Origin of the sequence: Sulfitobacter sp. D7 (assembly GCF_003611275.1) — a bacterium.
Classification (GTDB): Bacteria; Pseudomonadota; Alphaproteobacteria; order Rhodobacterales; family Rhodobacteraceae; genus Sulfitobacter; species Sulfitobacter profundi.
On record NZ_CP020694.1, the window covers coordinates 1,231,037 to 1,257,274 of the forward strand.

Sequence of the window (26,238 nt, forward strand, 5' to 3'; positions counted from 1 at the left end):
TCCCGGATGAAGCAAGCTTCATCCCACAGACGAATTGACATCGTAAAGAGAGATACTAACAACATGTTTGATCGGCCCGCGTTAGGGGATGATCTCGGTTGCTGCCCTTCGGGGCCGGTGTTTGAATGGCTGTTTCCTCGGCCTTTCGGACATATCGCGACCGAAACGAATATGTTGTCCAAGTCAAGTACACTAACCAGAGCGATGACGCGGACCTCCTGCACGGACGGTTCGCTATCTGCATCGCTCATTGTCCAGACGATAGTCTGGGCGGGTAAAAGTATGCTTTTGATACAGGATAAAGAGGATCAGTTTCTTACCAGCTTCTGATCTTCGCGCGAGACGCTAAGTCTTGCTTTTTCTGGATCAAATCAAGCGCGAAAAGGGCGTTTGGTGAATGCCTTGGCAGTAAGAGGCGATGAAAGACGTGATACTCTGCGATAAGCCATGGGGAGCTGAGAATAAGCTTTGATCCATGGATTTCTGAATGGGGCAACCCACCTGATACTTTGTTATTACTGCACTTCGGTGCAGCTAATAACTTGGTAAACCAGGTATTTTTAGGCTGAATATATAGGCTTAAAAAGGCAAACCCGGGGAACTGAAACATCTAAGTACCCGGAGGAAAGGAAATCAATATGATACTCCCCTAGTAGCGGCGAGCGAACGGGGACCAGCCGAGCCATGAGTGTGGTTAGAATGCGTTGGAATGCGCAACCAAAGTGGGTGATAGTCCCGTATAAGAAGCATGATTGGACGTATTAAGTAGGGCGGAACACGTGAAATTCTGTCTGAAGATCGGAGGACCACCTTCGAAGGCTAAGTACTCCTTACTGACCGATAGTGAACCAGTACCGTGAGGGAAAGGTGAAAAGCACCCCGACGAGGGGAGTGAAACAGTACCTGAAACCGAACGCCTACAAACAGTTGGAGGGACCTTGCGTCCTGACAGCGTACCTTTTGTATAATGGGTCATCGACTTGGTCTCACGAGCAAGCTTAAGCCGTTAGGTGTAGGCGTAGCGAAAGCGAGTCTTAATAGGGCGTTGAGTTCGTGGGATCAGACCCGAAACCGAGTGATCTAGGCATGGCCAGGTTGAAGATAAGGTAACACTTATTGGAGGACCGAACCCACATCTGTTGAAAAAGATCGGGATGAGCTGTGCCTAGGGGTGAAAGGCCAATCAAACTCGGAGATAGCTGGTTCTCTGCGAAATCTATTTAGGTAGAGCGTCGACCGAATACCCTCGGGGGTAGAGCACTGGATGGGTAATGGGGCCCCACAGGCTTACTGATCCTAACCAAACTCCGAATACCGAGGAGTACTAGTCGGCAGACACACGGCGAATGCTAACGTCCGTCGTGAAGAGGGAAACAACCCTAACCTCCAGCTAAGGCCCCTAATTCATGGCTAAGTGGGAAAGCAGGTGAGACGACCAAAACAACCAGGAGGTTGGCTTAGAAGCAGCCATCCTTTAAAGATAGCGTAACAGCTCACTGGTCTAAATAAGTTGTCTTGCGGCGAAGATGTAACGGGGCTCAAGCCATGAGCCGAAGCTGAGGATGCATTTATTGCATGGTAGCAGAGCGTAGTGTGACATAGTTCCATGTGTCCTTACCTACTTAGGTAGGATTGGACACAAGGAGCTTTCTGTGAAGCTGGCGCGTGAGCGATCCGGTGGAGAGATCACTAGTGAGAATGATGACATGAGTAGCGACAAAGAGTGTGAGAGACACTCTCGCCGAAAGTCCAAGGGTTCCTGCTTAAAGCTAATCTGAGCAGGGTAAGCCGACCCCTAAGGCGAGGCCGAAAGGCGTAGTCGATGGGAACCAGGTTAATATTCCTGGGCCAGATGGAAGTGACGGATCTCGAGGGTAGTTCATCCTTATCGGATTGAATGGGCTGCTTAGAGGTCCCTGGAAATAGCTCCATCGCTAGATCGTACCCTAAACCGACACAGGTGGACAGGTAGAGAATACCAAGGCGCTTGAGAGAACTATGTTGAAGGAACTCGGCAAAATACCTCCGTAAGTTCGCGAGAAGGAGGCCCGGTTTCTAGGCAACTAGAGGCTGGGGGCACAAACCAGGGGGTGGCGACTGTTTATTAAAAACACAGGGCTCTGCGAAGTCGCAAGACGACGTATAGGGTCTGACGCCTGCCCGGTGCCTGAAGGTTAAAAGGAGGGGTGAGAGCTCTGAATTGAAGCCCAGGTAAACGGCGGCCGTAACTATAACGGTCCTAAGGTAGCGAAATTCCTTGTCGGGTAAGTTCCGACCTGCACGAATGGCGTAACGACTTCCCCGCTGTCTCCAACATAGACTCAGCGAAATTGAATTACCGGTCAAGATGCCGGTTACCCGCGGTTAGACGGAAAGACCCCGTGCACCTTTACTACAGCTTCACACTGGCATTAGGCCGAACATGTGCAGGATAGGTGGTGGGCTTTGAAACCGAGACGCCAGTCTCGGTGGAGCCTCCCTTGAGATACCACCCTTGTTCTGCTTGATGTCTAACCGCGGACCGTTATCCGGTTCCGGGACCCTGTGTGGCGGGTAGTTTGACTGGGGCGGTCGCCTCCTAAATCGTAACGGAGGCGCGCGAAGGTTGGCTCAGAGCGGTCGGAAATCGCTCGTTGAGTGCAATGGCAGAAGCCAGCCTGACTGCGAGACTGACAAGTCGAGCAGAGTCGAAAGACGGCCATAGTGATCCGGTGGTCCCAAGTGGGAGGGCCATCGCTCAACGGATAAAAGGTACGCCGGGGATAACAGGCTGATACTGCCCAAGAGTCCATATCGACGGCAGTGTTTGGCACCTCGATGTCGGCTCATCTCATCCTGGGGCTGGAGCAGGTCCCAAGGGTACGGCTGTTCGCCGTTTAAAGAGGTACGTGAGCTGGGTTTAGAACGTCGTGAGACAGTTCGGTCCCTATCTTCCGTGGGTGTAGGATACTTGAGAGGAGTTGCCCCTAGTACGAGAGGACCGGGGTGAACGATCCACTGGTGGACCAGTTGTTATGCCAATAGCAGTGCTGGGTAGCTATGATCGGACAGGATAACCGCTGAAGGCATCTAAGCGGGAAGCCCCCCTCAAAACAAGGTATCCCTGAGAGCCGAGGTAGACCACCTCGTCGATAGGCCAGAGATGTAAGCGTGGTAACACGTTCAGTTGACTGGTACTAATTGCTCGATAGGCTTGATTTGATCCAGTAGAAGCAAGACTTCAACTTATCAATCAAAAGCATACACATACAATCAGTTGTACATGACTTGGAACACGCTCTGCGTCGCAACGCGCAGAGCGCTTTATCAGGAGTTTATTTGGTTTGGTGATCATAGCGCGAGCAAAACACCTGGTCCCATCCCGAACCCAGCCGTTAAGTGCCGTAGCGCCGATGGTACTGCGTCTTAAGACGTGGGAGAGTAGGTCATCGCCAAACCTAATAAGTTCCTGATAAAAAAAGTATCTCTCGACGATGAGAAAAATAACAAAACCGCCGCAGCTATAAAGCTGCGGCGGTTTTGTCTTTGGGGGGCGGGGCATATTCTTGCCTAATGCCCGACGTCTTCCGCACGAACCTTCAGCGTGAGCGCCACCACCGGCGAGGGGGCTCCATCGTCCATTTTCGCTGTTTGGTGTCTCATCTGCGTGGGGAGCGCCTGACCTGTGACCGGCTCCCCTGAAAAGTCCGGTTTTTGAGTTAGCCTGTTCTCTCAAAAGGAGACAGACGATGAAGAGAAGCCGTTTCAGCGAAGAGCAGATAATCGTGATATTGAAGGAGCATCAGGCTGGGCTTGGCGAGCTATGCGGGAATTTGGGTGATGGCGTGATTTGAAGTGCGGCGTATCGTGGCGGGTGTCAAAGCCGGCCAGAACCTCACAAGGAGCGATACGCCATGAAGGAAGATACAACGATCCTGCCATTTCGCCAATCGGAAACGATCGTCGATCCGCTGACAGAGCTTGCTCGGCAAGGTGCTCGTCGGATGCTGGCGGAAGCGCTGAAGGCCGAGGCTGATGCCTTTGTCGCCAGTTTTGCCGATGAGCAGTTGGAAGACGGGCGTCAGCGGATTGTGCGGCATGGATTTGGCCCTGAACGGAAGATTCAGACGGGGATCGGTGCTCTGGATGTCCAGCGGCCCAAGGTGCGCGACCGGATGGCGTCCTCTGATGGGGCAGAAAAGATCCGCTTTACCTCGAACATTCTGCCGAAATGGGCGCGCCGCTCGATCAGCTTGGACGCGCTGCTGCCTGTTCTTTATCTGAAGGGCATATCGACGGGCGATTTCCAGGACGCGCTGTCGGCCATCATGGGGCCGGATGCGCCCAACCTCTCGCCAAGCGTCATCTCGCGTCTGACTGCCGGATGGCAGGTTCAATATGATGCCTGGGCACGGCGGGATCTGTCTGCCCGCCACTACGTCTACATTTGGGCGGACGGCGTTTATCTTCAGGCGCGGATGGAGGAAAATGCCGAATGCATGCTGGTGATCATCGGCGCGACACCGGAGGGCAAGAAAGAGCTGATCGGCTTTCAGGTCGGCCTGCGGGAGAGCGCGCAGAGCTGGCATGAGTTGCTGACCGACATCAAAGGCCGCGGGCTGTCCGTCGCACCGGAAATTGCGGTTGGGGATGGAGCCATGGGGTTCTGGAACGCACTGGACAAAACGTTTCCAGGCACAAAGCACCAACGGTGTTGGGTGCATAAGGTAAAGAACGTCCAGAACTGTTTTCCCAAGCAGATGGCCCCGGCGGTCAAGTCAGATCTGGACGACATCCAGCACGCCGGAACGCGCGCAGAAGCCGATGCTGCGTTGGCAGTTTTCTCCGAAAAGTATGGCGTCAAATACCCAAAAGGTGTTGCCTGCCTGACAAAGGACGAAGAGGCGATGCTTGCATTCTTCGACTTCCCAGCCGAGCATTGGGGCCATCTGCGCACCTCGAACCCGATTGAAAGCGTGTTCGCCACTGTTCGGCACCGAACGGTGAGGACCAAAGGGGCGCTGTCACAAAAGACCGCAAAACTGATGGTTTTCACCCTCATTCAGGCAGCATCGAAAAAATGGCTGCGCCTCAAGGGCAGAAATCAGTTGCCAAAGGTTATCGAAGGAATCAAATTCAACGACGGTGTCGAAGTGACCAACGACACCGAAAACCGCGCCGCCTGATGATGCGCGTCACCCAAATTCAAGCATAGCTCGGCTTGGCGCGAAGGAGCTTTGTCGCAAGCATGGCGTCAGTGATGCGACGTTTTATAAATGGCGATCTAAGTATGGCGGCATGGAGGTGTCCGACGCGAAGAAGACGCGAAGAAGTTGAAAGCGCTGGAAGCTGAGAATGCGAAACTGAAGAAACTTCTGGCGGAACAGATGATGGATGTCTCAACGCTCAAGGAGATGTTGGGAAAAAACTTTTGAGGCCCGGTTCACGCAGAAGCGCGGTGACCTGGGCCATGACAGAGAAACGATACAATCAGAAGCGGGCGTGCGCCTTGGCTGGGATCGACCCGCGTGTTTATCGGCGTACGTCGAAGCGGCCAGCGGATACTGATCTGCGAGATCGGTTGAAGGATCTGTCGTCTGAGCGGCGGCGGTTTGGTTATCGTCGTCTGCACATCCTGCTCAAACGCGAAGGCTGGCAAGTAAACTGGAAAAAGCTGTACCGGATTTACCGCGAAGAGGGATTAACAGTCCGTATACGTGGCGGTCGCAAGCGTGCAGTGGGCACCCGAGCGCCGATGGCGATCCCGCAGGGGCCAAACCAACGGTGGTCGCTCTACTTTGTGTCCGACAGCCTGTCCTGCGGTCGCCGGTTCCGCATTCTGAACGTGATCGACGACTTTAGCCGCGAATGTTTGGCTGCCGTGGTCGACACATCGCTCTCAGGCGACCGTGTGGGTCGTGAGCTGGACCGCATTGCTGAGATGCGCGGCTACCCCTGCATGGTGGTCAGCGATAACGGCACAGAGCTAACTTCGAATGCGATCCTGAAATGGCAGGAAGAACGAAAGGTTGACTGGCACTACATCGCACCGGGCAAGCCCACGCAAAATGGGTTCGTGGAAAGCTTCAACGGGAGGATGCGGGATGAATGTCTAAACGAGCACCTGTTCGACAACCTGCGCCATGCCCGCCAGTTGATCGCTGCGTGGCGTACCGACTTCAACCACCACCGCCCACACACAAGCCTCGCTGGCCTGACGCCAGTCGAATATGCTAACAGGTCAGAAGAGGACCAAAACCTGAACAGAGCTAACCTAAATTAGCGGACTCAATGGGGAGCAGGTCACTTGGCACATACGCTGTATGGAAAACGTGGTTTGGTGCTCTTCGGTGAACTTAAACCTCACGGCTTTTGACCCGCAAAGAACACCGTGGCCTTTTTTAGAATCTCCCGCTCCTCCTTGAGAATGCGGCTTTCGCGCCGAAGCCGGTCATTCTCTTGGGCAAGGCTCAAGTCCCCTTTCGACACCACATCTGTATCTCGGTGTGCTGTGATCCACTTGTTCAGCGTCGACATCCCGACGCCAAGATCATCCGCCACTTGCTTGCGTGTAAGTCCACTGGTCAGTGCGATACGCACCGCATCTTGGCGGAATTTGTCCGTCCGTTTCAGTCCCATAGTCAATCTCCTTTGTTGCAGTAAATGCTATCAAAGGAGCGGCATCAAACCGCGTCAGGTCCAAAGCGATTCACGTCACCTCAGAGGCAGCTGACTTAAATACCCGTAACATCCTGTCGTCAGGTGAGCCTGTTTACTGTTTCAAACACCAGAAATAGTACGCGATTTCAAAAACTTGCCCAAAGGCTCTTCAAAACCTTCACTTTTCTCAACTTTCCGCTTGCGGGTTTCTGTCACTCGCCTTAGAACCCCCTCTACCGGCGGCGCAGAGATGCAGCGGCGGGGCGCCAGACGGGGCGGACGGGAGCGGAGACGCTGAGTTCGGTTCGGAAGGTGGATAAAAATTCGAGGTATTAGGGCGGGGCGCGCCAAGAAGTTAGGGCGCATCTCAGTTTCTTTTGTCTCAACGCTGTTTGAAAATTTGATATCTGAAGAGATATGTGGGCGGTTTGGTTCATTCGATGGATCAACGTCTGTATATCGCGCTCTTAGGGTTTAGGCCCGATGATAGAGTGTCAGCTTCACTGTTTGGACGGCTTTCGACTACTTTGTAGTCTCAAGCACAACAAACAGAGAATGGCTTGTATCTTTCAGTAAGGGATACAGGTCGATGTGCAGAGGTTCGACGTCAAGGATAAGCTAGCAATAGCTTTTCAACTTGAGAGTTTGATCCTGGCTCAGAACGAACGCTGGCGGCAGGCCTAACACATGCAAGTCGAGCGAGACCTTCGGGTCTAGCGGCGGACGGGTTAGTAACGCGTGGGAACGTGCCCTTCTCTGCGGAATAGCCACTGGAAACGGTGAGTAATACCGCATACGCCCTTCGGGGGAAAGATTTATCGGAGAAGGATCGGCCCGCGTTAGATTAGATAGTTGGTGGGGTAACGGCCTACCAAGTCTACGATCTATAGCTGGTTTTAGAGGATGATCAGCAACACTGGGACTGAGACACGGCCCAGACTCCTACGGGAGGCAGCAGTGGGGAATCTTAGACAATGGGCGCAAGCCTGATCTAGCCATGCCGCGTGTGTGATGAAGGTCTTAGGATCGTAAAGCACTTTCGCCAGGGATGATAATGACAGTACCTGGTAAAGAAACCCCGGCTAACTCCGTGCCAGCAGCCGCGGTAATACGGAGGGGGTTAGCGTTGTTCGGAATTACTGGGCGTAAAGCGTACGTAGGCGGATCAGAAAGTTGGGGGTGAAATCCCGGGGCTCAACCCCGGAACTGCCTCCAAAACTCCTGGTCTTGAGTTCGAGAGAGGTGAGTGGAATTCCAAGTGTAGAGGTGAAATTCGTAGATATTTGGAGGAACACCAGTGGCGAAGGCGGCTCACTGGCTCGATACTGACGCTGAGGTACGAAAGTGTGGGGAGCAAACAGGATTAGATACCCTGGTAGTCCACACCGTAAACGATGAATGCCAGTCGTCGGGCAGTATACTGTTCGGTGACACACCTAACGGATTAAGCATTCCGCCTGGGGAGTACGGTCGCAAGATTAAAACTCAAAGGAATTGACGGGGGCCCGCACAAGCGGTGGAGCATGTGGTTTAATTCGAAGCAACGCGCAGAACCTTACCAACCCTTGACATCCTGTGCTAACCCGAGAGATCGGGCGTCCACTTCGGTGGCGCAGTGACAGGTGCTGCATGGCTGTCGTCAGCTCGTGTCGTGAGATGTTCGGTTAAGTCCGGCAACGAGCGCAACCCACATCCTTAGTTGCCAGCAGTTCGGCTGGGCACTCTAAGGAAACTGCCCGTGATAAGCGGGAGGAAGGTGTGGATGACGTCAAGTCCTCATGGCCCTTACGGGTTGGGCTACACACGTGCTACAATGGCAGTGACAATGGGTTAATCCCCAAAAGCTGTCTCAGTTCGGATTGGGGTCTGCAACTCGACCCCATGAAGTCGGAATCGCTAGTAATCGTGGAACAGCATGCCACGGTGAATACGTTCCCGGGCCTTGTACACACCGCCCGTCACACCATGGGAGTTGGTTCTACCCGACGGCCGTGCGCCAACCCTTCGGGGAGGCAGCGGACCACGGTAGGATCAGCGACTGGGGTGAAGTCGTAACAAGGTAGCCGTAGGGGAACCTGCGGCTGGATCACCTCCTTTCTAAGGATGTTCCTAGCAGCGAGACTTGTCTCACTCGTGGAACACTTAGCAAGTCGGCAAACAAAGCCGACTATATTAGAACCGAGCCGTCCTCATATCTCTTCAGAAATAGGTCCTGCGCTGAACGCGTAGGTCTCAAAAGTTTGGGGCCTTAGCTCAGCTGGGAGAGCGCCTGATTTGCATTCAGGAGGTCAGGAGTTCGATCCTCCTAGGCTCCACCAAGCCTTTTGCAAAGCAAAAGGCGTCGCCCTGGTTGCCCGTCCAATGGACGTGCGAGAGGGGCAGCGTAACGGTCCTTAAACCTTCAACCACTAAGGGCTGGTTCCTCTCGGGCCATTCCTTCGGAATGCCCTGCCGGAACGACGAGTTTTGCCTACGGCAAAATCTCTGGGTCGGTAGCTCAGGTGGTTAGAGCGCACGCCTGATAAGCGTGAGGTCGGAGGTTCAAGTCCTCCTCGACCCACCATCCTCCTTCGGATGGCACACGGAACATACCTTCAAGCACATACCCATGTGTTTGAACGTCTGTTCCCGGATGAAGCAAGCTTCATCCCACAGACGAATTGACATCGTAAAGAGAGATACTAACAACATGTTTGATCGGCCCGCGTTAGGGGATGATCTCGGTTGCTGCCCTTCGGGGCCGGTGTTTGAATGGCTGTTTCCTCGGCCTTTCGGACATATCGCGACCGAAACGAATATGTTGTCCAAGTCAAGTACACTAACCAGAGCGATGACGCGGACCTCCTGCACGGACGGTTCGCTATCTGCATCGCTCATTGTCCAGACGATAGTCTGGGCGGGTAAAAGTATGCTTTTGATACAGGATAAAGAGGATCAGTTTCTTACCAGCTTCTGATCTTCGCGCGAGACGCTAAGTCTTGCTTTTTCTGGATCAAATCAAGCGCGAAAAGGGCGTTTGGTGAATGCCTTGGCAGTAAGAGGCGATGAAAGACGTGATACTCTGCGATAAGCCATGGGGAGCTGAGAATAAGCTTTGATCCATGGATTTCTGAATGGGGCAACCCACCTGATACTTTGTTATTACTGCACTTCGGTGCAGCTAATAACTTGGTAAACCAGGTATTTTTAGGCTGAATATATAGGCTTAAAAAGGCAAACCCGGGGAACTGAAACATCTAAGTACCCGGAGGAAAGGAAATCAATATGATACTCCCCTAGTAGCGGCGAGCGAACGGGGACCAGCCGAGCCATGAGTGTGGTTAGAATGCGTTGGAATGCGCAACCAAAGTGGGTGATAGTCCCGTATAAGAAGCATGATTGGACGTATTAAGTAGGGCGGAACACGTGAAATTCTGTCTGAAGATCGGAGGACCACCTTCGAAGGCTAAGTACTCCTTACTGACCGATAGTGAACCAGTACCGTGAGGGAAAGGTGAAAAGCACCCCGACGAGGGGAGTGAAACAGTACCTGAAACCGAACGCCTACAAACAGTTGGAGGGACCTTGCGTCCTGACAGCGTACCTTTTGTATAATGGGTCATCGACTTGGTCTCACGAGCAAGCTTAAGCCGTTAGGTGTAGGCGTAGCGAAAGCGAGTCTTAATAGGGCGTTGAGTTCGTGGGATCAGACCCGAAACCGAGTGATCTAGGCATGGCCAGGTTGAAGATAAGGTAACACTTATTGGAGGACCGAACCCACATCTGTTGAAAAAGATCGGGATGAGCTGTGCCTAGGGGTGAAAGGCCAATCAAACTCGGAGATAGCTGGTTCTCTGCGAAATCTATTTAGGTAGAGCGTCGACCGAATACCCTCGGGGGTAGAGCACTGGATGGGTAATGGGGCCCCACAGGCTTACTGATCCTAACCAAACTCCGAATACCGAGGAGTACTAGTCGGCAGACACACGGCGAATGCTAACGTCCGTCGTGAAGAGGGAAACAACCCTAACCTCCAGCTAAGGCCCCTAATTCATGGCTAAGTGGGAAAGCAGGTGAGACGACCAAAACAACCAGGAGGTTGGCTTAGAAGCAGCCATCCTTTAAAGATAGCGTAACAGCTCACTGGTCTAAATAAGTTGTCTTGCGGCGAAGATGTAACGGGGCTCAAGCCATGAGCCGAAGCTGAGGATGCATTTATTGCATGGTAGCAGAGCGTAGTGTGACATAGTTCCATGTGTCCTTACCTACTTAGGTAGGATTGGACACAAGGAGCTTTCTGTGAAGCTGGCGCGTGAGCGATCCGGTGGAGAGATCACTAGTGAGAATGATGACATGAGTAGCGACAAAGAGTGTGAGAGACACTCTCGCCGAAAGTCCAAGGGTTCCTGCTTAAAGCTAATCTGAGCAGGGTAAGCCGACCCCTAAGGCGAGGCCGAAAGGCGTAGTCGATGGGAACCAGGTTAATATTCCTGGGCCAGATGGAAGTGACGGATCTCGAGGGTAGTTCATCCTTATCGGATTGAATGGGCTGCTTAGAGGTCCCTGGAAATAGCTCCATCGCTAGATCGTACCCTAAACCGACACAGGTGGACAGGTAGAGAATACCAAGGCGCTTGAGAGAACTATGTTGAAGGAACTCGGCAAAATACCTCCGTAAGTTCGCGAGAAGGAGGCCCGGTTTCTAGGCAACTAGAGGCTGGGGGCACAAACCAGGGGGTGGCGACTGTTTATTAAAAACACAGGGCTCTGCGAAGTCGCAAGACGACGTATAGGGTCTGACGCCTGCCCGGTGCCTGAAGGTTAAAAGGAGGGGTGAGAGCTCTGAATTGAAGCCCAGGTAAACGGCGGCCGTAACTATAACGGTCCTAAGGTAGCGAAATTCCTTGTCGGGTAAGTTCCGACCTGCACGAATGGCGTAACGACTTCCCCGCTGTCTCCAACATAGACTCAGCGAAATTGAATTACCGGTCAAGATGCCGGTTACCCGCGGTTAGACGGAAAGACCCCGTGCACCTTTACTACAGCTTCACACTGGCATTAGGCCGAACATGTGCAGGATAGGTGGTGGGCTTTGAAACCGAGACGCCAGTCTCGGTGGAGCCTCCCTTGAGATACCACCCTTGTTCTGCTTGATGTCTAACCGCGGACCGTTATCCGGTTCCGGGACCCTGTGTGGCGGGTAGTTTGACTGGGGCGGTCGCCTCCTAAATCGTAACGGAGGCGCGCGAAGGTTGGCTCAGAGCGGTCGGAAATCGCTCGTTGAGTGCAATGGCAGAAGCCAGCCTGACTGCGAGACTGACAAGTCGAGCAGAGTCGAAAGACGGCCATAGTGATCCGGTGGTCCCAAGTGGGAGGGCCATCGCTCAACGGATAAAAGGTACGCCGGGGATAACAGGCTGATACTGCCCAAGAGTCCATATCGACGGCAGTGTTTGGCACCTCGATGTCGGCTCATCTCATCCTGGGGCTGGAGCAGGTCCCAAGGGTACGGCTGTTCGCCGTTTAAAGAGGTACGTGAGCTGGGTTTAGAACGTCGTGAGACAGTTCGGTCCCTATCTTCCGTGGGTGTAGGATACTTGAGAGGAGTTGCCCCTAGTACGAGAGGACCGGGGTGAACGATCCACTGGTGGACCAGTTGTTATGCCAATAGCAGTGCTGGGTAGCTATGATCGGACAGGATAACCGCTGAAGGCATCTAAGCGGGAAGCCCCCCTCAAAACAAGGTATCCCTGAGAGCCGAGGTAGACCACCTCGTCGATAGGCCAGAGATGTAAGCGTGGTAACACGTTCAGTTGACTGGTACTAATTGCTCGATAGGCTTGATTTGATCCAGTAGAAGCAAGACTTCAACTTATCAATCAAAAGCATACACATACAATCAGTTGTACATGACTTGGAACACGCTCTGCGTCGCAACGCGCAGAGCGCTTTATCAGGAGTTTATTTGGTTTGGTGATCATAGCGCGAGCAAAACACCTGGTCCCATCCCGAACCCAGCCGTTAAGTGCCGTAGCGCCGATGGTACTGCGTCTTAAGACGTGGGAGAGTAGGTCATCGCCAAACCTAATAAGTTCCTGATAAAAAAAGTATCTCTCAACGATCAACAGAATAACAAAACCGCCGCAGCTATAAAGCTGCGGCGGTTTTGTGTTGTAAAACTACACTTTTGTCGAGTTGTTATGACGCCCGGTTACTGCAGTCGCGGCTTCCCATCCGCTTGACCCCGCCCAAGGCCCTGTCACAGTGGCGTCAAAGTCGGCGGCTGGGAGGCAGGACATGGATATTGAGACGCTCTTTGGGCTGGAGGGGAAAACCGCGCTGATCACTGGCGGCGCCACGGGCATCGGGCGCATGGCGGCTGAGGCTTTGGTACGGGCGGGCGCGCGGGTTTTGCTGGCCAGCCGGACCGGAGAGGCCTGCCAAGCAGTCGCAGAGGAGTTGAATGCGTTAGGTGCCCGGGGCAGTGCTGAAGGTTTCGCCGGGGATGTCGGCAGCGAAGAGGGCGTTGACGCGCTTGTGGCCGAGGTTCAGGCGCGCGGCGACCGGCTGCATATTCTCATGAACAACGCGGGCGTGACATGGGGCGCGCCGCTGGGGCAATTCCCCTTCCGAGCATGGGATAAGGTCATGGGCGTCAATGTTGCCGGCCTTTTCGATTTGACGCAAAAGCTGCTGCCCCTACTACGGGCCGGGGCCACGGCGGATGATCCGACACGGATCGTAAATTTGGGCTCGGTCATGGGCGAGCGCGAGATGGGCGACGGGGCCTATAGCTACGCCGCCTCCAAAGCGGCGGTGATCCACCTGAGCAAAATCCTCGCCAAAGAACTGGCCGGGGAGGGGATCACAGTGAACGCGCTGGCGCCGGGGCCATTTGTGTCGCGTATGACGGCCTTCGCCACCCAAGATGAGACCACGCGCGAAGCCGTGGGCAAAGATGTCCCCCTTGGGCGTGTCGGCCGCGATGAAGATATCGCAGGCTGCATGCTGTTCCTTTGCGGGCGCGGCGGGGCTTATGTCACCGGTGCGGTGATCCCGGTCAGCGGTGGCATCAACGTGATGTCAGGCCCCAATATTTTTGAAAGAGCATTGTCATGACCAATACGAAAACTCAGACGGAGACCGCCCATGCGTGACGACAGCCATCTACCCCAAGCCCTGCGCGGGCTGCGCCTGCCGCTGGTCGCCTCGCCGATGTTCATCCTTTCGGGGCCTGAGTTGGTCATCGCACAGTGTAAGGCCGGGATCGTCGGCTCTTTCCCGGCATTGAATGCCCGCGAGGCCGAGGGCGAGCCGCCGCTGCTTGATGCGTGGTTGACCCAGATCACCGAGGCTTTGGACAAGCACAATCAAGAAAACCCGGACCGGCCTGCGGCGCCTTTTGCGGTGAACCAGATCGTGCACCGCTCCAACAGCCGGTTGGAGCGCGACCTTGAGATTTGCGTAAAGCACCGGGTGCCGATCTGGATCACCTCACTCGGCGCACGGGTGGAGGTGAACGAGGCCGCGCATTCCTGTGGCGGCGTGGTGCTGCATGACATCATTAACAACCGCTTTGCCCGGAAGGCGATTGAGAAGGGCGCCGATGGGCTGATCGCCGTGGCCGCCGGGGCCGGGGGGCACGCGGGGCCACAGTCTCCCTTTGCGTTGATCCGCGAAATTCGCGAATGGTTCGATGGCCCGGTACTGCTCTCTGGGGCTTTGGCCACGGGCGAGGGGCTCCTGGCCGCGCGTGCCATGGGGGCGGATTTGGGCTATATGGGGTCGGCCTTTATCGCCACGCGAGAGGCCAACGCCCTGCCGGGTTACAAAGACATGATTGTTGCTGGCGGCGCGGATGACATCGTGACCTCCTCGCTCTTCACCGGGGTCTCGGGCAACTACCTGCGGCCTTCGATTGAGGCGGCGGGGATGGACCCGGACAATCTGCCATCGGCGGATGCCTCTTCAATGAACTTCGGCTCCGGCTCCTCCAAGCCCAAAGCGTGGAAGGAAATTTGGGGCGCGGGGCAGGGCATTGGCGCGGTCAAGCAAATCGGCGGGGTGGCTGAACTGGTGGACCGGATCGAGACCGAATACCGCACCGCTGGGGCCCGGTTGGCCGCGGAGTTTGCGCAATGAGCACGGATACGCAAACCTTGGACGAGGCGGCTGTCTGCCACTGGTTGGAAGCAAACCTGCCGGGCTTTGCCGGGCCGCTTGAAGTGACCAAGTTCCAGGCGGGCCAATCGAACCCCACCTTCCTGCTCTCGACCCCTGCGCATGACTATGTTCTGCGCCGCAAGCCCCCGGGAACGCTGTTGAAATCCGCCCATGCGGTGGACCGGGAGTTTCGGGTGCAAAGGGCGCTGGCCGACAGTCAGGTGCCGGTCGCGCGGATGCATCTGCTCTGTGAGGATGAGAGCGTCATCGGCTCGATGTTCTATGTCATGGATCATGTCCCGGGCCGCAATTTCAACGATCCGACCCTGCCGGAACTCACCCCGGCCGAGCGCGGCGCGGTCGTGGATGAGATGAACGGCGTGTTGGCCGCCTTGCATGAGGTCGATATCGACGCGGTTGGCCTGTCGGACTATGGCCCGCCGGGGAACTATTTTGAGCGGCAGGTGGGGCGCTGGTCAAAGCAGTACCGCGCGTCTGAGACAGAGCCACAGCCCGATATGGATGCGCTGATGCAGCGCTTGAGTGCCGAGTTGCCCGAAGATGACGGGCAGCGCACGTTGGTGCACGGGGACTACCGCATCGACAACATGATCTTTGATACCAATGGCACGGCCTGCCGCGCGGTTTTGGATTGGGAGCTTTCCACAATCGGTCACCCCTTTGCCGATCTCGCCGCCGTCATCATGCAATGGCAGATGCCCGTGGGGGCCGAGGGGCGCGGCTTGGCCGGGGTGGACCGCAAGGCGCTTGGCCTGCCGACCGATGCGGAGTTTATCGCCGCCTATTGCCGCAGGCGCGGGCTAAAGGGGATCGACAACTTCGGCTATTACCTCGCCTTTTGCTTTTTCCGCATGGCCGCCATCATCCAAGGCGTGCTGAAACGCGCGTTGGAGGGCAATGCCTCAAACCCCGAATATGGGCTGAAATTAGGGCAATATGTCCCGGTTTTTGCGCGCCACGGGCTAGAGGCGCTGGATCGCGACCGCTGACCGGGCGGCGGGGCTTTTGGTGCTTGAGCTTTGGGGCGAAAACCTGTTGCTAGGGCCGGAACACCCCGGCCTGAAAGGATGACCCATGACCAATGCTGCGCGGCAATTGCTTGATCTGTTGGATATCGAACAGCTTGAGGTCGATCTGTTTCGGGGCACCGGTGCGGGGGGCGAGACATCGATGCGGATCTTTGGCGGCCATGTCATCGCGCAGGCATTGATGGCCGCATATCGCACCGTGCCCGAGCGCGCATGCCATTCGCTTCATGCCTATTTCATCCGGCCCGGGGATCCGAAGATCCCGGTGATCTATCAGGTCGACCGCGCCCGGGATGGGGGCAGTTTTACGACCCGGCGGGTGGTGGCGATCCAGCATGGCAAGCAGATCCTGAACCTGTCGGCGTCTTTTCAGGTGGAGGAAGAGGGGTTCGACTGGCAGCATGAGATGCCGCAGGTCTCTGCCCCCGAAAACTGGCCGGACCGACCTGAGTTGCGCGAGGCTTTTGCCGAGAAACTGCCCGAAAAATATCGCGGGGACTTTCTGCGCGAGCGACCCATTGAGATTCGGGAGGTTGAGCCACGTGATTTCATGACGCCCGAAAAGGTCGACGACCGCAACTATCTGTGGTTCCGCATGGCGGCCGCCGAAGGCCAGAACCCGGTCATGCAGCACGCGCTTTTGGCCTATGCCTCTGATATGAATCTGCTGGGCTCGTCGCTGCGGCCCCATGGGCTCACGTGGTTTCAGGGCAAGGTGATGACGGCAAGTCTGGATCACGCCATGTGGTTCCACGCGCCGATCCGCTTTGACGAATGGCATCTCTACGCGCTGGATGCGCCGTTTACTGGTGGTGCGCGGGGGTTCAATCGCGGGATGATCTACAATCAGAACGGTCAGTTGGTGGCGAGCGTGGCGCAAGAGGGGCTGCTGCGGCCGATGCGGCCTAAGGGTTAAAGCTAAAGGCAGCACCCTCCCCTGAGGTTGGGGCGCTGTGCCACCGGACAGGCGTTTTCTAGCTGTCGTTTGGCGCCCCGAACCGCCGGTTCAGCTTGCGCATTCCACCAATCCAGCGGTCATAATCCTGCGCCTTGCTTCGGATATAATCGCGCACCTGTGGATGCGGGAGCACCAGAAACACCTCATCGCGGATCGCCTGCACGCAGGCGTCGGCCACGGGTTCGGGCTCAAGCATGCCGTCAATCGCGGCGACATGATCCTCCAGCCCGCGCATCATTTCGGTCCGCACCGCCTGCGGGCAAAGCACGGAAACCTTGATCCCATCATCGCCATAGGTCATCGCCAACCATTCAGCGAGGCCAACGGCGGCGTGTTTCGTCACCCCGTAAGGCGCGGCCCCGACCTGATTAAGCAGGCCCGCCGCCGAAGCGGTGTTGAGCAAGTAACCTCCGCCCCGCGCGCGCATCAGCGGCACCAGATGCCGCGCGGCGCGCACATGGCTCATCACGTTGATCTCCCAAATGCGCTGCCAATCGGCATCCGGCACCTCGACCCCGCCCTCGACCGAGATGCCAGCGTTGGAGCAGAATAGATCAATCGGCCCAATGTCACGCTCGACGGTTTCGATCAGTTGGGCGATCTCGGCCTCGTGTGCAACATCGACGCGAAAGCCCGTGCCGCCGACCTCGGTCGCTGTCGCCTCGGCCCCCGGGCCGTCGATATCCACACAGACCAGATGCGCTGGCGCTTCCTTGGCAAAGCGCAGGGCCATGGCCCGCCCGATGCCGCTGGCCGCCCCGGTGATGACGATGACGCGCCCCGCGAGATCCATATCAGCTGTCGCCGTCAGAGCCGCGCGTGTTCGACGCCTGAAACGCCTTCACCTCGGCCCGCGCGATGACCTGATGGTGCACCTCATCCGGCCCATCGGCAAAGCGCAGCGCGCGCTGCCACGTGTACATGCCCGACAGCGGGCTCCACTGGCTCATCCCCGTGGCGCCATGCACCTGCATCGAGGCGTCGATGATCTCACAGGCTTTTTCCGGCACCAGCGCCTTGATCATGCTGACCCAGATGCGGGCCTCTTTGTTGCCCAAGACATCCATCGCTTTGGCCGCTTTCAGCACCATCAGCCGCATCGCTTCGATGTCGATCCGCGCGCGGCTGATGGTTTCCATGTTCTTGCCCAAATCAATGATCTTTTTCCCGAATGCCTCACGGCCCAGCCCGCGCTCAATCATCAGGTCCAGCGCTTTTTCCGCCGACCCGATAGAGCGCATGCAGTGGTGAATCCGCCCCGGCCCAAGCCGCACCTGACTGATCTCGAACCCGCGCCCTTCGCCCCAAAGCACGTTTTCACGTGGCACGCGCACATCGGTGAACCGGATATGCATATGCCCATGCGGCGCGTCGTCATGGCCAAAGACATGCATCGGGCCAAGGATCTCCACCCCCGGCGTGTCCATCGGCACGAGGATCTGGCTCTGCTGGCGGAAGGTTTCAGCCTCGGGCGAGGTTTTCACCATGACGATCATAATCTTACAGCGCGGATCGCCCGCACCGGAGATATAGAATTTCTCCCCGTTGATCACCCAATCGTCGCCATCGAGAACCGCGCTGGTAGAGATATTGCGCGCGTCCGAAGAGGCGACATCAGGCTCCGTCATCGCAAAGGCCGAGCGGATTTCGCCCGCGAGCAGGGGCTTCAGCCATTGCTCCTTTTGCTCAGGCGTGCCGACACGCTCCAGCACCTCCATATTGCCGGTATCGGGCGCCGAGCAGTTCAGCGTTTCCGGGGCTAGGGGGCTTTTGCCCAGTTCGGCGGCGATATAGGCATAATCAAGGTTTGCCAGCCCTTCGCCGGTTTCTGCATTGGGCAGGAAGAAGTTCCACAACCCCGCCTCTCGCGCCTTCTGCTTGGCCCCATCAAGCAATTCCAATTGACCCGGCGCATAGGACCAACGGTCGGCGCGGCCTTCGCCAAGGCGAAAAAACTCCTCGGTGATCGGATCGACATTCTCGCGGATGTGCTTGGTAACAGCTGCCAAAAGCGGTTTGGCCTTTTCCGAAATATCGAGATTGTTCATGTCCAAGGTCTGATCGATCATCCTATGCTCCCGGTGATGATGGTTCGCGGTGCCGCCCGGCTCCTCCGCTGGGCGTTCCTTTGGGGCAAGCCTATGCAATCGCTGCAGGCTTGCCAATCACGGGCAGGGGGCACCACGCTTTACGCCGCGTCATTATGGCGTTGAAACCCGCGCGCAGGCGCTTAAGTTCAGCATATGACAGATGCATTGATCAAAGACGTTCTCACCCGCACCCGCCGCATCGCGGTGGTTGGCGTCTCTCCCAACCCGGCGCGACCCAGCCACTATGTCTCTGAATACCTTGCACAAAAGGGGTATGACGTCGTGCCGGTGAACCCCGTGCACGCGGGCAAAGAAGTCTTCGGCAAGACCATCGTCGCGACATTGGCCGAGATTGATCCGCCGGTCCAGATGGTCGATATTTTCCGCCGGTCCGAGGATGTGCCCCCCGTCGTGGATGAGGCGCTCGCGGCGTTTCCCGATCTGGAAACGATCTGGATGCAAATGGGGATCACCAATGCCGAAGCCGCGGCCAAGGCCGAAGCACGCGGCGTGGATGTGATCCAAGACCGCTGCCCCAAGGTTGAAATCCCGCGCCTGCTGGGCTGGGCCTAGTTTCGTGCGGCCTTTTCTGCGATGCCCGATGTCGACTGGCGCCGCGCCAGTTCGTCCAACACATCGCTAAGCGGCACATCCCGCGACGCCAGCATGACGAGCAGGTGATAGAGCACATCCGCCGCTTCCGAGGTAAGCCCCTTCGGATCGTTCTTCACCGCCTCAATGATCGCCTCAACCGCTTCTTCGCCAAACTTCTCAGCGCATTTTTCGGGTCCTTTGGCCAGCAATTGCGCCGTCCAACTGCTTGAGGGATCAGCGCTTTTGCGGCTCAGGATGGTGGCGTAAAGGTCATCAAGCGTCATGAAAGCCTCATTGGAATGCCTGCTGCTGCCATATGCTGCTTGGCCTCATGCACGGTATATTCACCGAAATGAAAGATCGACGCCGCCAGCACTGCCGACGCACCGCCTTCGATCACCCCGTCAACGAGGTGATCCAGATTGCCGACCCCGCCCGAAGCAATCACCGGCACTGAAACCGCGTCCGAAATTGCACGGGTCAGCGGCAGGTTAAAGCCCTGTTTGGTGCCATCGCGGTCCATGGATGTCAGCAGAATTTCCCCCGCGCCCTTGGCCGCCACGGTGCGCGCGAATTCGACCGCGTCGATGCCCGTGGGCTTGCGCCCGCCATGGGTGAAGATCTCCCATTTACCGGGGCTGACTGTCTTGGCATCAATCGCGCAAACGATGCACTGGCTGCCGAAATGATCCGCCGCTTCGGCAATCACATCCGGGTTCGCCACGGCGGCGGAGTTGAAACTGACCTTGTCGGCCCCCGCCAAGAGCAGCGCCCGCACATCTGCCACGGTCCGCACACCACCGCCCACGGTCAGCGGGATGTAGCAATGCTCGGCCGTGCGGGTGACCAGATCAAACATCGTGCCGCGGTTTTCATGCGTGGCATGGATGTCGAGAAAGCAAAGTTCATCCGCCCCCGCCGCGTCATAGGCAATGGCGGCATCCACCGGATCGCCCGCATCGCGCAGGCCGACAAAGTTCACGCCCTTGACAACGCGCCCATCGGCCACGTCGAGACAGGGGATGATGCGGGTCTTCAGCATGGCTCAGCCCTTCAACATCTTCATGGCTTCGGTCAAATCGATCGCGCCGTCATAAAGCGCCCGGCCCGAGATCGCGCCCTCGATCACCCCGGTGTCGCGCAGCGCCGCCAGATCTTCGAGCGACGAAACCCCACCCGAGGCGATCACAGGGATCGAAACCGCCCGCGCCAGATCGGCCGTCGCCTCGACATTCGGCCCGCCCATCGCGCCATCGCGCATGATATCGGTATAGATAATCGCGGCCACGCCCGCGTCCTCAAAGGATTTCGCGAGATCGGTGGCCATGACATCGGTCTCCGTTGCCCAGCCCTTGGTCGCAACCCGGCCGCCCCGTGCATCGATTCCCACGGCAACATGACCGGGGAAGGCGGCGGCGGCCTCGCGGACCAGTTCAGGGTTCTCTACTGCAACGGTGCCCAGAATGACCCGTGCCAAGCCCTTATCCAGCCAGCTTTCGATCGTCGCCATATCGCGAATGCCACCGCCCAACTGCGCGGGCACCTTGCAGGCCTTCAAAATCGCCTCGACCGGGGCGGCGTTCACCGGTGTTCCGGCAAAGGCGCCATTAAGATCAACCAGATGCAGCCATTCGCAGCCCGCCTCGACGAAACTCAACGCCTGCGCGGCAGGGTCGTCGTTGAAAACGGTAGCGCGGTCCATATCGCCATGCACGAGGCGCACGGCCTGACCGTCTTTGAGATCAATAGCGGGGTAGAGGATCATGGCCGGGCCCTTGTTCTGAACGTTGGTTTCCTTTTGCACGTCGCCAAGGATTTTGCAACGCGACCCTAGGTCAGTCTTGCCCGAAAGAAAGTTGTGTCTAACACTAAACCCAGATCGGGAGGAGAGATCATGAAACAGTTTTTTGCAGCGGCCCTTCTGGGCCTTGGCCTGACCGGTGCCGCCCATGCGGCGGATCCGGCAGTCGGTACATGGCAAACTCAGGTGGATGACGGCGCATACGCCCATGTGAAAATGGCCCCCTGCGGCGGGGCGATCTGCGGCACTATCGCGCGCACGTTCAACGACAGCGGTGAGTATAAATCACCCAATATCGGCAAAACGCTCGTCATCGATATGAAGCCCCAGGGCGGCGGCAAATACGCCGGTAAAGTATGGCGCCCGTCGAACGGCAAAATCTATATCGGCAAGATGGACGTCTCTGGCAAATCGCTCAAACTCTCGGGCTGCGTCGCGGGCGGGTTGATTTGTTCGAAACAGACCTGGGCGCGCATTAAGTAAAGCCGTTGCCTCAATACGAAAGTCAGAAGGCGCGAGGGACGATCTCCGCGCCTTCTTTGCGTTTTGCGGAAGGCAAGCGCAGCGCAGAGGTATTTAAGAAAGGATGAAGTTGAAGAGGGTCTTTCTTCAACTTCATCCTTTCTTAAATACCGTCCGACGCTTCGGCAGGCGCGGCGCTGGTTAGGTAATCCCCCCGGATCTTAAGGGGATGCGGAAGTATAATTTTCTCGGCAGGATGAACGAGGAGATTCCGATGAAGAAGACACGATTCACAGAAGCCCAAATCATGGGAGTGCTGCGCCAGATGGAAGGCGGTGTGCCGGCAGCCGAGCTGTGCCGCGAGCACGGGATGAGCAGCGCCAAGCTGTACAAATGGCGGGCGAAGTATGGCGGCATGGACGCGAGCCTCATCAGCGAGATGAAGGCGATAGCGGAAGAGAACCGGCGCCTGAAGCGCATGTATGCTGACGTCAGCATGCAGAACGACCTGCTGAAGGAGGCGCTCGGAAAAAATGATCCGGCCAGCTCAACGCCGAGAGTTGGCCGTGAAAGAGGTGGCGATGAAGGGCGTCAGCATTGCGCTGGCATGCCGAGCATTCGATGTCAGTGAGACGTGCTATCGGTACAGCCCGAAGCTGGACGGGGAGAACGAGCAAATCGCCGACCTGCTCCTCGGCCTGACGGCTGCAAGGAAGACCTGGGGCTTTGGCCTGTGTTTCCTGTATCTGCGCAACGTGCTGGGTCACAGGTGGAACCACAAGCGTGTCTACCGGATATACCGTGAGCTGGAGTTGAACCTCAGGATCAAGCCGCGCAAGCGTCTGAAGCGGGAAAAGCCGGACGAACTGGCGGTACCTGAGGCCCCGAATGAGGTCTGGTCGATGGACTTTATGGCCGACAGGCTGGGGGATGGACGGCAATTCCGGCTGCTGAACGTTCTGGAAAACTTCAACCGCGAAGGACTGGGCATTGAGATCGACTTTTCACTGCCTGCGGAACGGGTCGTTCGAGCCCTGAACCAGATCATCGAATGGCGTGGCGCACCTGAGAAAATTCGAGTCGATAACGGACCGGAATATGTCAGTGGCACCTTCATGGAATGGGCGGAGGACCGGGGTATTGCCTTGGTATACATCCAGCCCGGAAAGCCTCAGCAGAACGCTTAAGTCGAGCGCTACAACCGGACGGTCCGCCGCCACGAATGGCTGGACTTATACATTTTCGAAAGCATCGAAGAGGTCCAGAAGATTGCCACCGAGTGGCTCTGGTCCTACAACAACGAACGCCCCAACATGGGCAACGGCGGGATGACCCCCGCACAGAAACTGAGAATGGCTGCGTAAATTCTACGACCGAGCCCCGCAAAAACGGGGGGAATACCGTTAAGGCGTCCAGTTCAAAAAGTTCGAGATCAGCCGCAGGCCAGTGGTTTGGCTTTTTTCAGGGTGAAACTGCATGCCCAACATCGTATCGCGGCCGATAATCGCCGTGACCTCGCCGCCGTAATCGACATGGGCCAGCCGTTCGGCAGGGTCTGCTACGGCCATGTGGTAGCTGTGCACGAAATAGGTATGATCACCGGTGTGCAACCCGTCGAAGACCGCATGGTCATGATCGATCACCAAGTCGTTCCAGCCCATGTGGGGGACTTTAAGTTTCGGGTCCGCGGGGGTGATCTGGGTCACCTCTCCGCCGATCCAGCCCAATCCCGGGGTGTCTTTGTATTCGCGGCCCATGCTGGCCATCAGTTGCATGCCGACACAGATGCCAAGGAAAGGGCGCCCCTTTTCCTCAACCGCTTCGACCATGGCGTCATAGAGGCCACCGGCGCCTTTCAGCGCTGCCATACAAGCCGGGAAGGCGCCATCGCCGGGCAGCACCAGACGGTCGGCGCGGGCGACGACCTCGGCGTCTGAGGTCACCGTGACTTCGCCTGCGTCGTTTTCGCGGGCCATACGCTCGAAGGCTTTGTGGGCCGAGTGTAGATTTCCGGATTCGTAGTCGATGATTGCTGTCAGCATTGGCTTACAAGGCGCCCTTGGTCGAGGGGATGGCATCCGCTTTGCGCGGGTCGGTTTCGACCGCCTCGCGCAGGGCGCGGGCGACCGATTTAAAGGCCGCTTCGGCGATATGGTGGCTGTTGAACCCGTGCAGCGCGTCGACATGCAGGGTGATGCCGCCGTGGGTGCTGAGTGCTTGGAAGAACTCACGCACCAGTTCGGTGTCGAATGTGCCGATGCTGCTGGTGGGGAAATCCACGTTCCAGATCAGAAAGGGCCGGGCAGAGAGGTCGAGCGCGCAACGGATTTGCGCGTCGTCCATCGCCAATAGGCAAGACCCGTAGCGGCGGATGCCGCGTTTGTCGCCGAGCGCTTGGGTCAGTGCTTGGCCCAGCGTGATGCCTACGTCTTCGACCGTGTGGTGATCATCGATGTGCAGATCGCCTTTGGCGCGCACCGTGATATCGATCAGCGAGTGGCGCGACAATTGATCGAGCATATGGTCAAAGAAACCCACGCCGGTCTCATTGTCATAGCGGCCACTGCCGTCGAGATTGATCTCGACCGTGATGTCGGTTTCGGCAGTGGTGCGGGTCAGGGTGCTGCGACGCATAGGGCATCTCCGAAGGCAATTGCTGCGCCCTTATAGCAGGGCATGCCGCCACGCCAAGCCCAAGCGGTGAAGCACCTTTAGCCCGGGCTGACGCGATCGGGGATTGCGGGGGCAGGGCCCATATGTCAGCTTGAACCAAATCCCAGAAAGAGGCGCGACATGACCACCTGCGTATTCATCCAGATCCGCTGCCGACCGGGCACGACCTATCGTGTGGCCGAGGAAATCGCCCTGCGCGAAATCCATTCTGAGCTTTATTCCACCTCTGGTGAATATGACCTGTTAATGAAGCTTTATATCCCCAAGGGGGAGGATGTGGGCGTCTACATCAACGACAACCTATTGGACATCGAAGGCATTGAGCGGTCCTTGACCACGATGACCTTCAAGGTCTTTTGAGGTGCCGCGCAGGTTCTCTCTAACGGCGGTTGCGGTTTTTGCTTTGTCCTTTGGCGCGCTGGCCCATCCCGGCATGGCGACAGCGGGCACACGTATCTATGAGGGGCGCGAGGCCGCCGCTTTGCGCTGCGCCAACACGCTGGCCCTGACGGCTGTGGCGCTTTCTTCGGCGGAGCTGATCGGCGAGGGGGAGAAAAACGTGATGCTGGGCGTCACCGTGCGCATCCTTGACCGACATGTTGAGGGCAGTTGGGCCCAGAAACGTGCGGCGATGGAGGTGATGCGCGACCGACGCAGCGTGCCGGACACATTGGAGGATTACCGCCGCATCGCCGAGCGTTGTCTGGTGCAATTCCCCATCAACTGAATGCAAAAACCCGCCAGTGAGGCGGGTTTTTCATGAGGTCTCTTTTGGCTCAATGCGCGGCAGAGACGGAGGGTTTCTCGGTCGGGGCGGTGTCAAGTTTCACCTTCTGGCGCATCGCCACACGGCGAATGGCGCGATCAAATGTCTTTCTGACCCGCTGGGTGCGGCTGGCATTGGGCTGGATCGGGCCGCCCACGGAAAGCATTACCGACAGTGGGCTGTTGTCGTCGTAGCGCAGGTCCATCCCGTCAAGCTCGCCTTGAATGAGCACTTCGATCTCGGGCCATGCGGGCAGGCTGTCGCCGGTCACGATGCACAGCAGCGTGCCAGACCCATTGTGGGTCATCAGCAGTTGCGGGCAATCGACCACCCGCGCGATCGCTTGGGCGGCAGAGGTAACGGCGCGGGCGAATTCGCGGGTGTTGCAGGTCGCGTAAAGCTCATCAATATGTTCGATCTTCACGGCGAAAACCTGACAGATATCAAGGTGCTGGCGCGACAATTGCGACAGGTAATTGCCCAAAGAGAAGGGCAGCACCAACTGCTCGACCCCGTTGATATGCACAGGATCGGCCAGCGCGAAATCATGGGCGCCGGGCTCTCCTGCTTCTTTCAGATGATGCGGGTCAAGGCGCGGGGCACGCTGGGTGTTTTCCAACATCCGCTCGGCGATATGCACGCGGGTTGCGATGTCTTTCACATCGAAAGGTTTGGTCACATAGTCGTTGGCCCCAGCGGCAAAAGCGCTTTCGATCGCGGTCGCGTCGGCGCGCGAGGTCACCATCAAGATCGGCGTGTCTTGATAAGCCTCCAGCGTGCGGATGCGGCGGCATAGGGTGATGCCGTCCATTTCGGGCATTTCGATATCCAAGAGCAGGCAATCAAAATGGTCTTTGGTGGTTTCGAGCAGTTCCAAAGCGGCAGCGCCGGAATCGGCCAGTGTCAGATAGGGATAATCAGCTTCGCGGAAAACGACGGGCAGCAATTCGCGGATAAAAGGGTCATCGTCGACGGCAAGAATTTTCATTTTTGGCACCTCTTTCGTGGGGCAGACGGGCAGTCCGGGTGTCTTTATAATCTGTTCACATTTAGTCGTATAAACC

Annotated in this window: 17 protein-coding genes, 2 tRNA genes, 5 rRNA genes and 3 pseudogenes; 18 read left to right on the forward strand and 9 right to left on the reverse strand. The window is 57.1% G+C overall.

Features of this window, described 5'->3' with window-relative positions; genetic code table 11:
- Positions 1-369 precede the first annotated feature (369 nt).
- From B5M07_RS05955 to B5M07_RS05970, 4 genes and pseudogenes are all read left to right on the forward strand, one after another.
- Positions 370-3,201 (forward strand): 23S ribosomal RNA (locus B5M07_RS05955).
- 121 nt (positions 3,202-3,322) lie between these two features.
- Positions 3,323-3,437: ribosomal RNA gene (gene rrf / locus B5M07_RS05960) — 5S ribosomal RNA — on the forward strand.
- Between the two features lie 456 nt (positions 3,438-3,893).
- Positions 3,894-5,165 carry an IS256 family transposase gene (locus B5M07_RS05965; protein ID WP_120350436.1) on the forward strand — a complete coding sequence of 424 codons (1,272 nt, stop codon included), beginning with the start codon at positions 3,894-3,896 and terminating at the stop codon, positions 5,163-5,165.
- A 25-nt stretch (positions 5,166-5,190) separates the two neighbouring features.
- Positions 5,191-6,262 (forward strand): annotated as a pseudogene (locus B5M07_RS05970) (IS3 family transposase).
- A 21-nt stretch (positions 6,263-6,283) separates the two neighbouring features.
- Here B5M07_RS05970 and B5M07_RS05975 read toward each other — a convergent pair.
- Positions 6,284-6,618: pseudogene (locus B5M07_RS05975) on the reverse strand (transposase); the annotation flags it as partial.
- A 654-nt stretch (positions 6,619-7,272) separates the two neighbouring features.
- Between B5M07_RS05975 and B5M07_RS05980 the strand changes: the two are divergent.
- From B5M07_RS05980 to B5M07_RS06020, 9 genes are all read left to right on the forward strand, one after another.
- Positions 7,273-8,736, forward strand: a 16S ribosomal RNA gene (locus tag B5M07_RS05980).
- Positions 8,737-8,881: 145 nt separating this feature from the next.
- Positions 8,882-8,957, forward strand: a tRNA-Ala gene (locus B5M07_RS05985).
- Positions 8,958-9,125: 168 nt separating this feature from the next.
- Positions 9,126-9,202, forward strand: a tRNA-Ile gene (locus tag B5M07_RS05990).
- Between the two features lie 432 nt (positions 9,203-9,634).
- Positions 9,635-12,466 (forward strand): 23S ribosomal RNA (locus B5M07_RS05995).
- Between the two features lie 121 nt (positions 12,467-12,587).
- Positions 12,588-12,702, forward strand: a 5S ribosomal RNA gene (gene rrf, locus B5M07_RS06000).
- Together the 16S, 23S and 5S rRNA genes with 2 tRNA genes alongside form the textbook arrangement of a ribosomal RNA operon.
- A gap of 213 nt (positions 12,703-12,915) precedes the next feature.
- Positions 12,916-13,737 carry an SDR family oxidoreductase gene (locus tag B5M07_RS06005; RefSeq protein ID WP_120350620.1) on the forward strand — a complete coding sequence of 274 codons (822 nt, stop codon included), beginning with the start codon at positions 12,916-12,918 and terminating at the stop codon, positions 13,735-13,737.
- Between the two features lie 30 nt (positions 13,738-13,767).
- Complete coding sequence (locus B5M07_RS06010; protein ID WP_120350621.1) at positions 13,768-14,760, forward strand: NAD(P)H-dependent flavin oxidoreductase; 993 nt, start codon at positions 13,768-13,770, stop codon at positions 14,758-14,760.
- Positions 14,757-15,791, forward strand: coding sequence for a phosphotransferase family protein (locus B5M07_RS06015; RefSeq protein ID WP_120350622.1), 1,035 nt, complete (start codon positions 14,757-14,759; stop codon positions 15,789-15,791). The genes B5M07_RS06010 and B5M07_RS06015 overlap by 4 nt, the downstream gene beginning before the upstream one ends.
- Positions 15,792-15,876: 85 nt before the next feature.
- Positions 15,877-16,746 carry an acyl-CoA thioesterase gene (locus B5M07_RS06020; protein ID WP_120350623.1) on the forward strand — a complete coding sequence of 290 codons (870 nt, stop codon included), beginning with the start codon at positions 15,877-15,879 and terminating at the stop codon, positions 16,744-16,746.
- Between the two features lie 58 nt (positions 16,747-16,804).
- Here B5M07_RS06020 and B5M07_RS06025 read toward each other — a convergent pair whose 3' ends face one another.
- Positions 16,805-17,581 (reverse strand): SDR family oxidoreductase, encoded by a 777-nt coding sequence (locus B5M07_RS06025; protein WP_120350624.1) that lies wholly within the window; start codon positions 17,579-17,581, stop codon positions 16,805-16,807.
- A 1-nt stretch (position 17,582) separates the two neighbouring features.
- Positions 17,583-18,857 carry an acyl-CoA dehydrogenase family protein gene (locus B5M07_RS06030; RefSeq protein ID WP_409202467.1) on the reverse strand — a complete coding sequence of 425 codons (1,275 nt, stop codon included), beginning with the start codon at positions 18,855-18,857 and terminating at the stop codon, positions 17,583-17,585.
- Positions 18,858-19,031: 174 nt separating this feature from the next.
- Here B5M07_RS06030 and B5M07_RS06035 point away from each other — a divergent pair, with 174 nt between their 5' ends.
- Positions 19,032-19,451 carry a CoA-binding protein gene (locus tag B5M07_RS06035; RefSeq protein WP_120350625.1) on the forward strand — a complete coding sequence of 140 codons (420 nt, stop codon included), beginning with the start codon at positions 19,032-19,034 and terminating at the stop codon, positions 19,449-19,451.
- Here the strand turns inward: B5M07_RS06035 and B5M07_RS06040 are convergent.
- From B5M07_RS06040 to hisA, 3 genes are read right to left on the reverse strand one after another with little or no spacing between them, the layout of a single operon-like run.
- On the reverse strand, positions 19,448-19,756 hold the full coding sequence (locus tag B5M07_RS06040) for a phosphoribosyl-ATP diphosphatase (RefSeq protein ID WP_120350626.1): 309 nt from the start codon (positions 19,754-19,756) through the stop codon (positions 19,448-19,450). The two genes, B5M07_RS06035 and B5M07_RS06040, sit on opposite strands and share 4 nt — an antisense overlap.
- Positions 19,753-20,514: an imidazole glycerol phosphate synthase subunit HisF gene (gene hisF, locus B5M07_RS06045; protein ID WP_120350627.1), complete on the reverse strand. Its 762-nt coding sequence runs from the start codon at positions 20,512-20,514 to the stop codon at positions 19,753-19,755. The genes B5M07_RS06040 and hisF overlap by 4 nt, the downstream gene beginning before the upstream one ends.
- A gap of 3 nt (positions 20,515-20,517) precedes the next feature.
- The gene (gene hisA / locus B5M07_RS06050; protein WP_120350628.1) at positions 20,518-21,237 is read right to left on the reverse strand and encodes a 1-(5-phosphoribosyl)-5-[(5-phosphoribosylamino)methylideneamino]imidazole-4-carboxamide isomerase; all 720 of its coding nucleotides are present in this window, start codon (positions 21,235-21,237) and stop codon (positions 20,518-20,520) included.
- 129 nt (positions 21,238-21,366) lie between these two features.
- On the opposite strand from hisA, the gene B5M07_RS06055 reads away from it, so the two are divergent.
- Both B5M07_RS06055 and B5M07_RS06060 read left to right on the forward strand, forming a co-directional pair.
- The gene (locus B5M07_RS06055; protein ID WP_120350629.1) at positions 21,367-21,756 is read left to right on the forward strand and encodes a DUF2147 domain-containing protein; all 390 of its coding nucleotides are present in this window, start codon (positions 21,367-21,369) and stop codon (positions 21,754-21,756) included.
- A gap of 253 nt (positions 21,757-22,009) precedes the next feature.
- Positions 22,010-23,099, forward strand: a pseudogene (locus B5M07_RS06060) (IS3 family transposase).
- A 39-nt stretch (positions 23,100-23,138) separates the two neighbouring features.
- Here the strand turns inward: B5M07_RS06060 and hisH are convergent.
- Both hisH and hisB read right to left on the reverse strand, forming a co-directional pair.
- Positions 23,139-23,777, reverse strand: coding sequence for an imidazole glycerol phosphate synthase subunit HisH (gene hisH / locus B5M07_RS06065; protein ID WP_120350630.1), 639 nt, complete (start codon positions 23,775-23,777; stop codon positions 23,139-23,141).
- 4 nt (positions 23,778-23,781) lie between these two features.
- The gene (hisB, locus tag B5M07_RS06070) at positions 23,782-24,369 is read right to left on the reverse strand and encodes an imidazoleglycerol-phosphate dehydratase HisB (RefSeq protein WP_067629332.1); all 588 of its coding nucleotides are present in this window, start codon (positions 24,367-24,369) and stop codon (positions 23,782-23,784) included.
- Positions 24,370-24,528: 159 nt separating this feature from the next.
- Between hisB and B5M07_RS06075 the strand changes: the two genes are divergently transcribed.
- On the forward strand, positions 24,529-24,768 hold the full coding sequence (locus B5M07_RS06075; RefSeq protein ID WP_007120503.1) for an Lrp/AsnC family transcriptional regulator: 240 nt from the start codon (positions 24,529-24,531) through the stop codon (positions 24,766-24,768).
- A 1-nt stretch (position 24,769) separates the two neighbouring features.
- Complete coding sequence (locus B5M07_RS06080; RefSeq protein ID WP_120350631.1) at positions 24,770-25,135, forward strand: hypothetical protein; 366 nt, start codon at positions 24,770-24,772, stop codon at positions 25,133-25,135.
- 49 nt (positions 25,136-25,184) lie between these two features.
- Here B5M07_RS06080 and B5M07_RS06085 read toward each other — a convergent pair whose 3' ends face one another.
- Entirely contained in the window at positions 25,185-26,162 is a 978-nt protein-coding gene (locus B5M07_RS06085; protein ID WP_120350632.1) for a response regulator, read from the reverse strand.
- Positions 26,163-26,238: the final 76 nt, after the last annotated feature.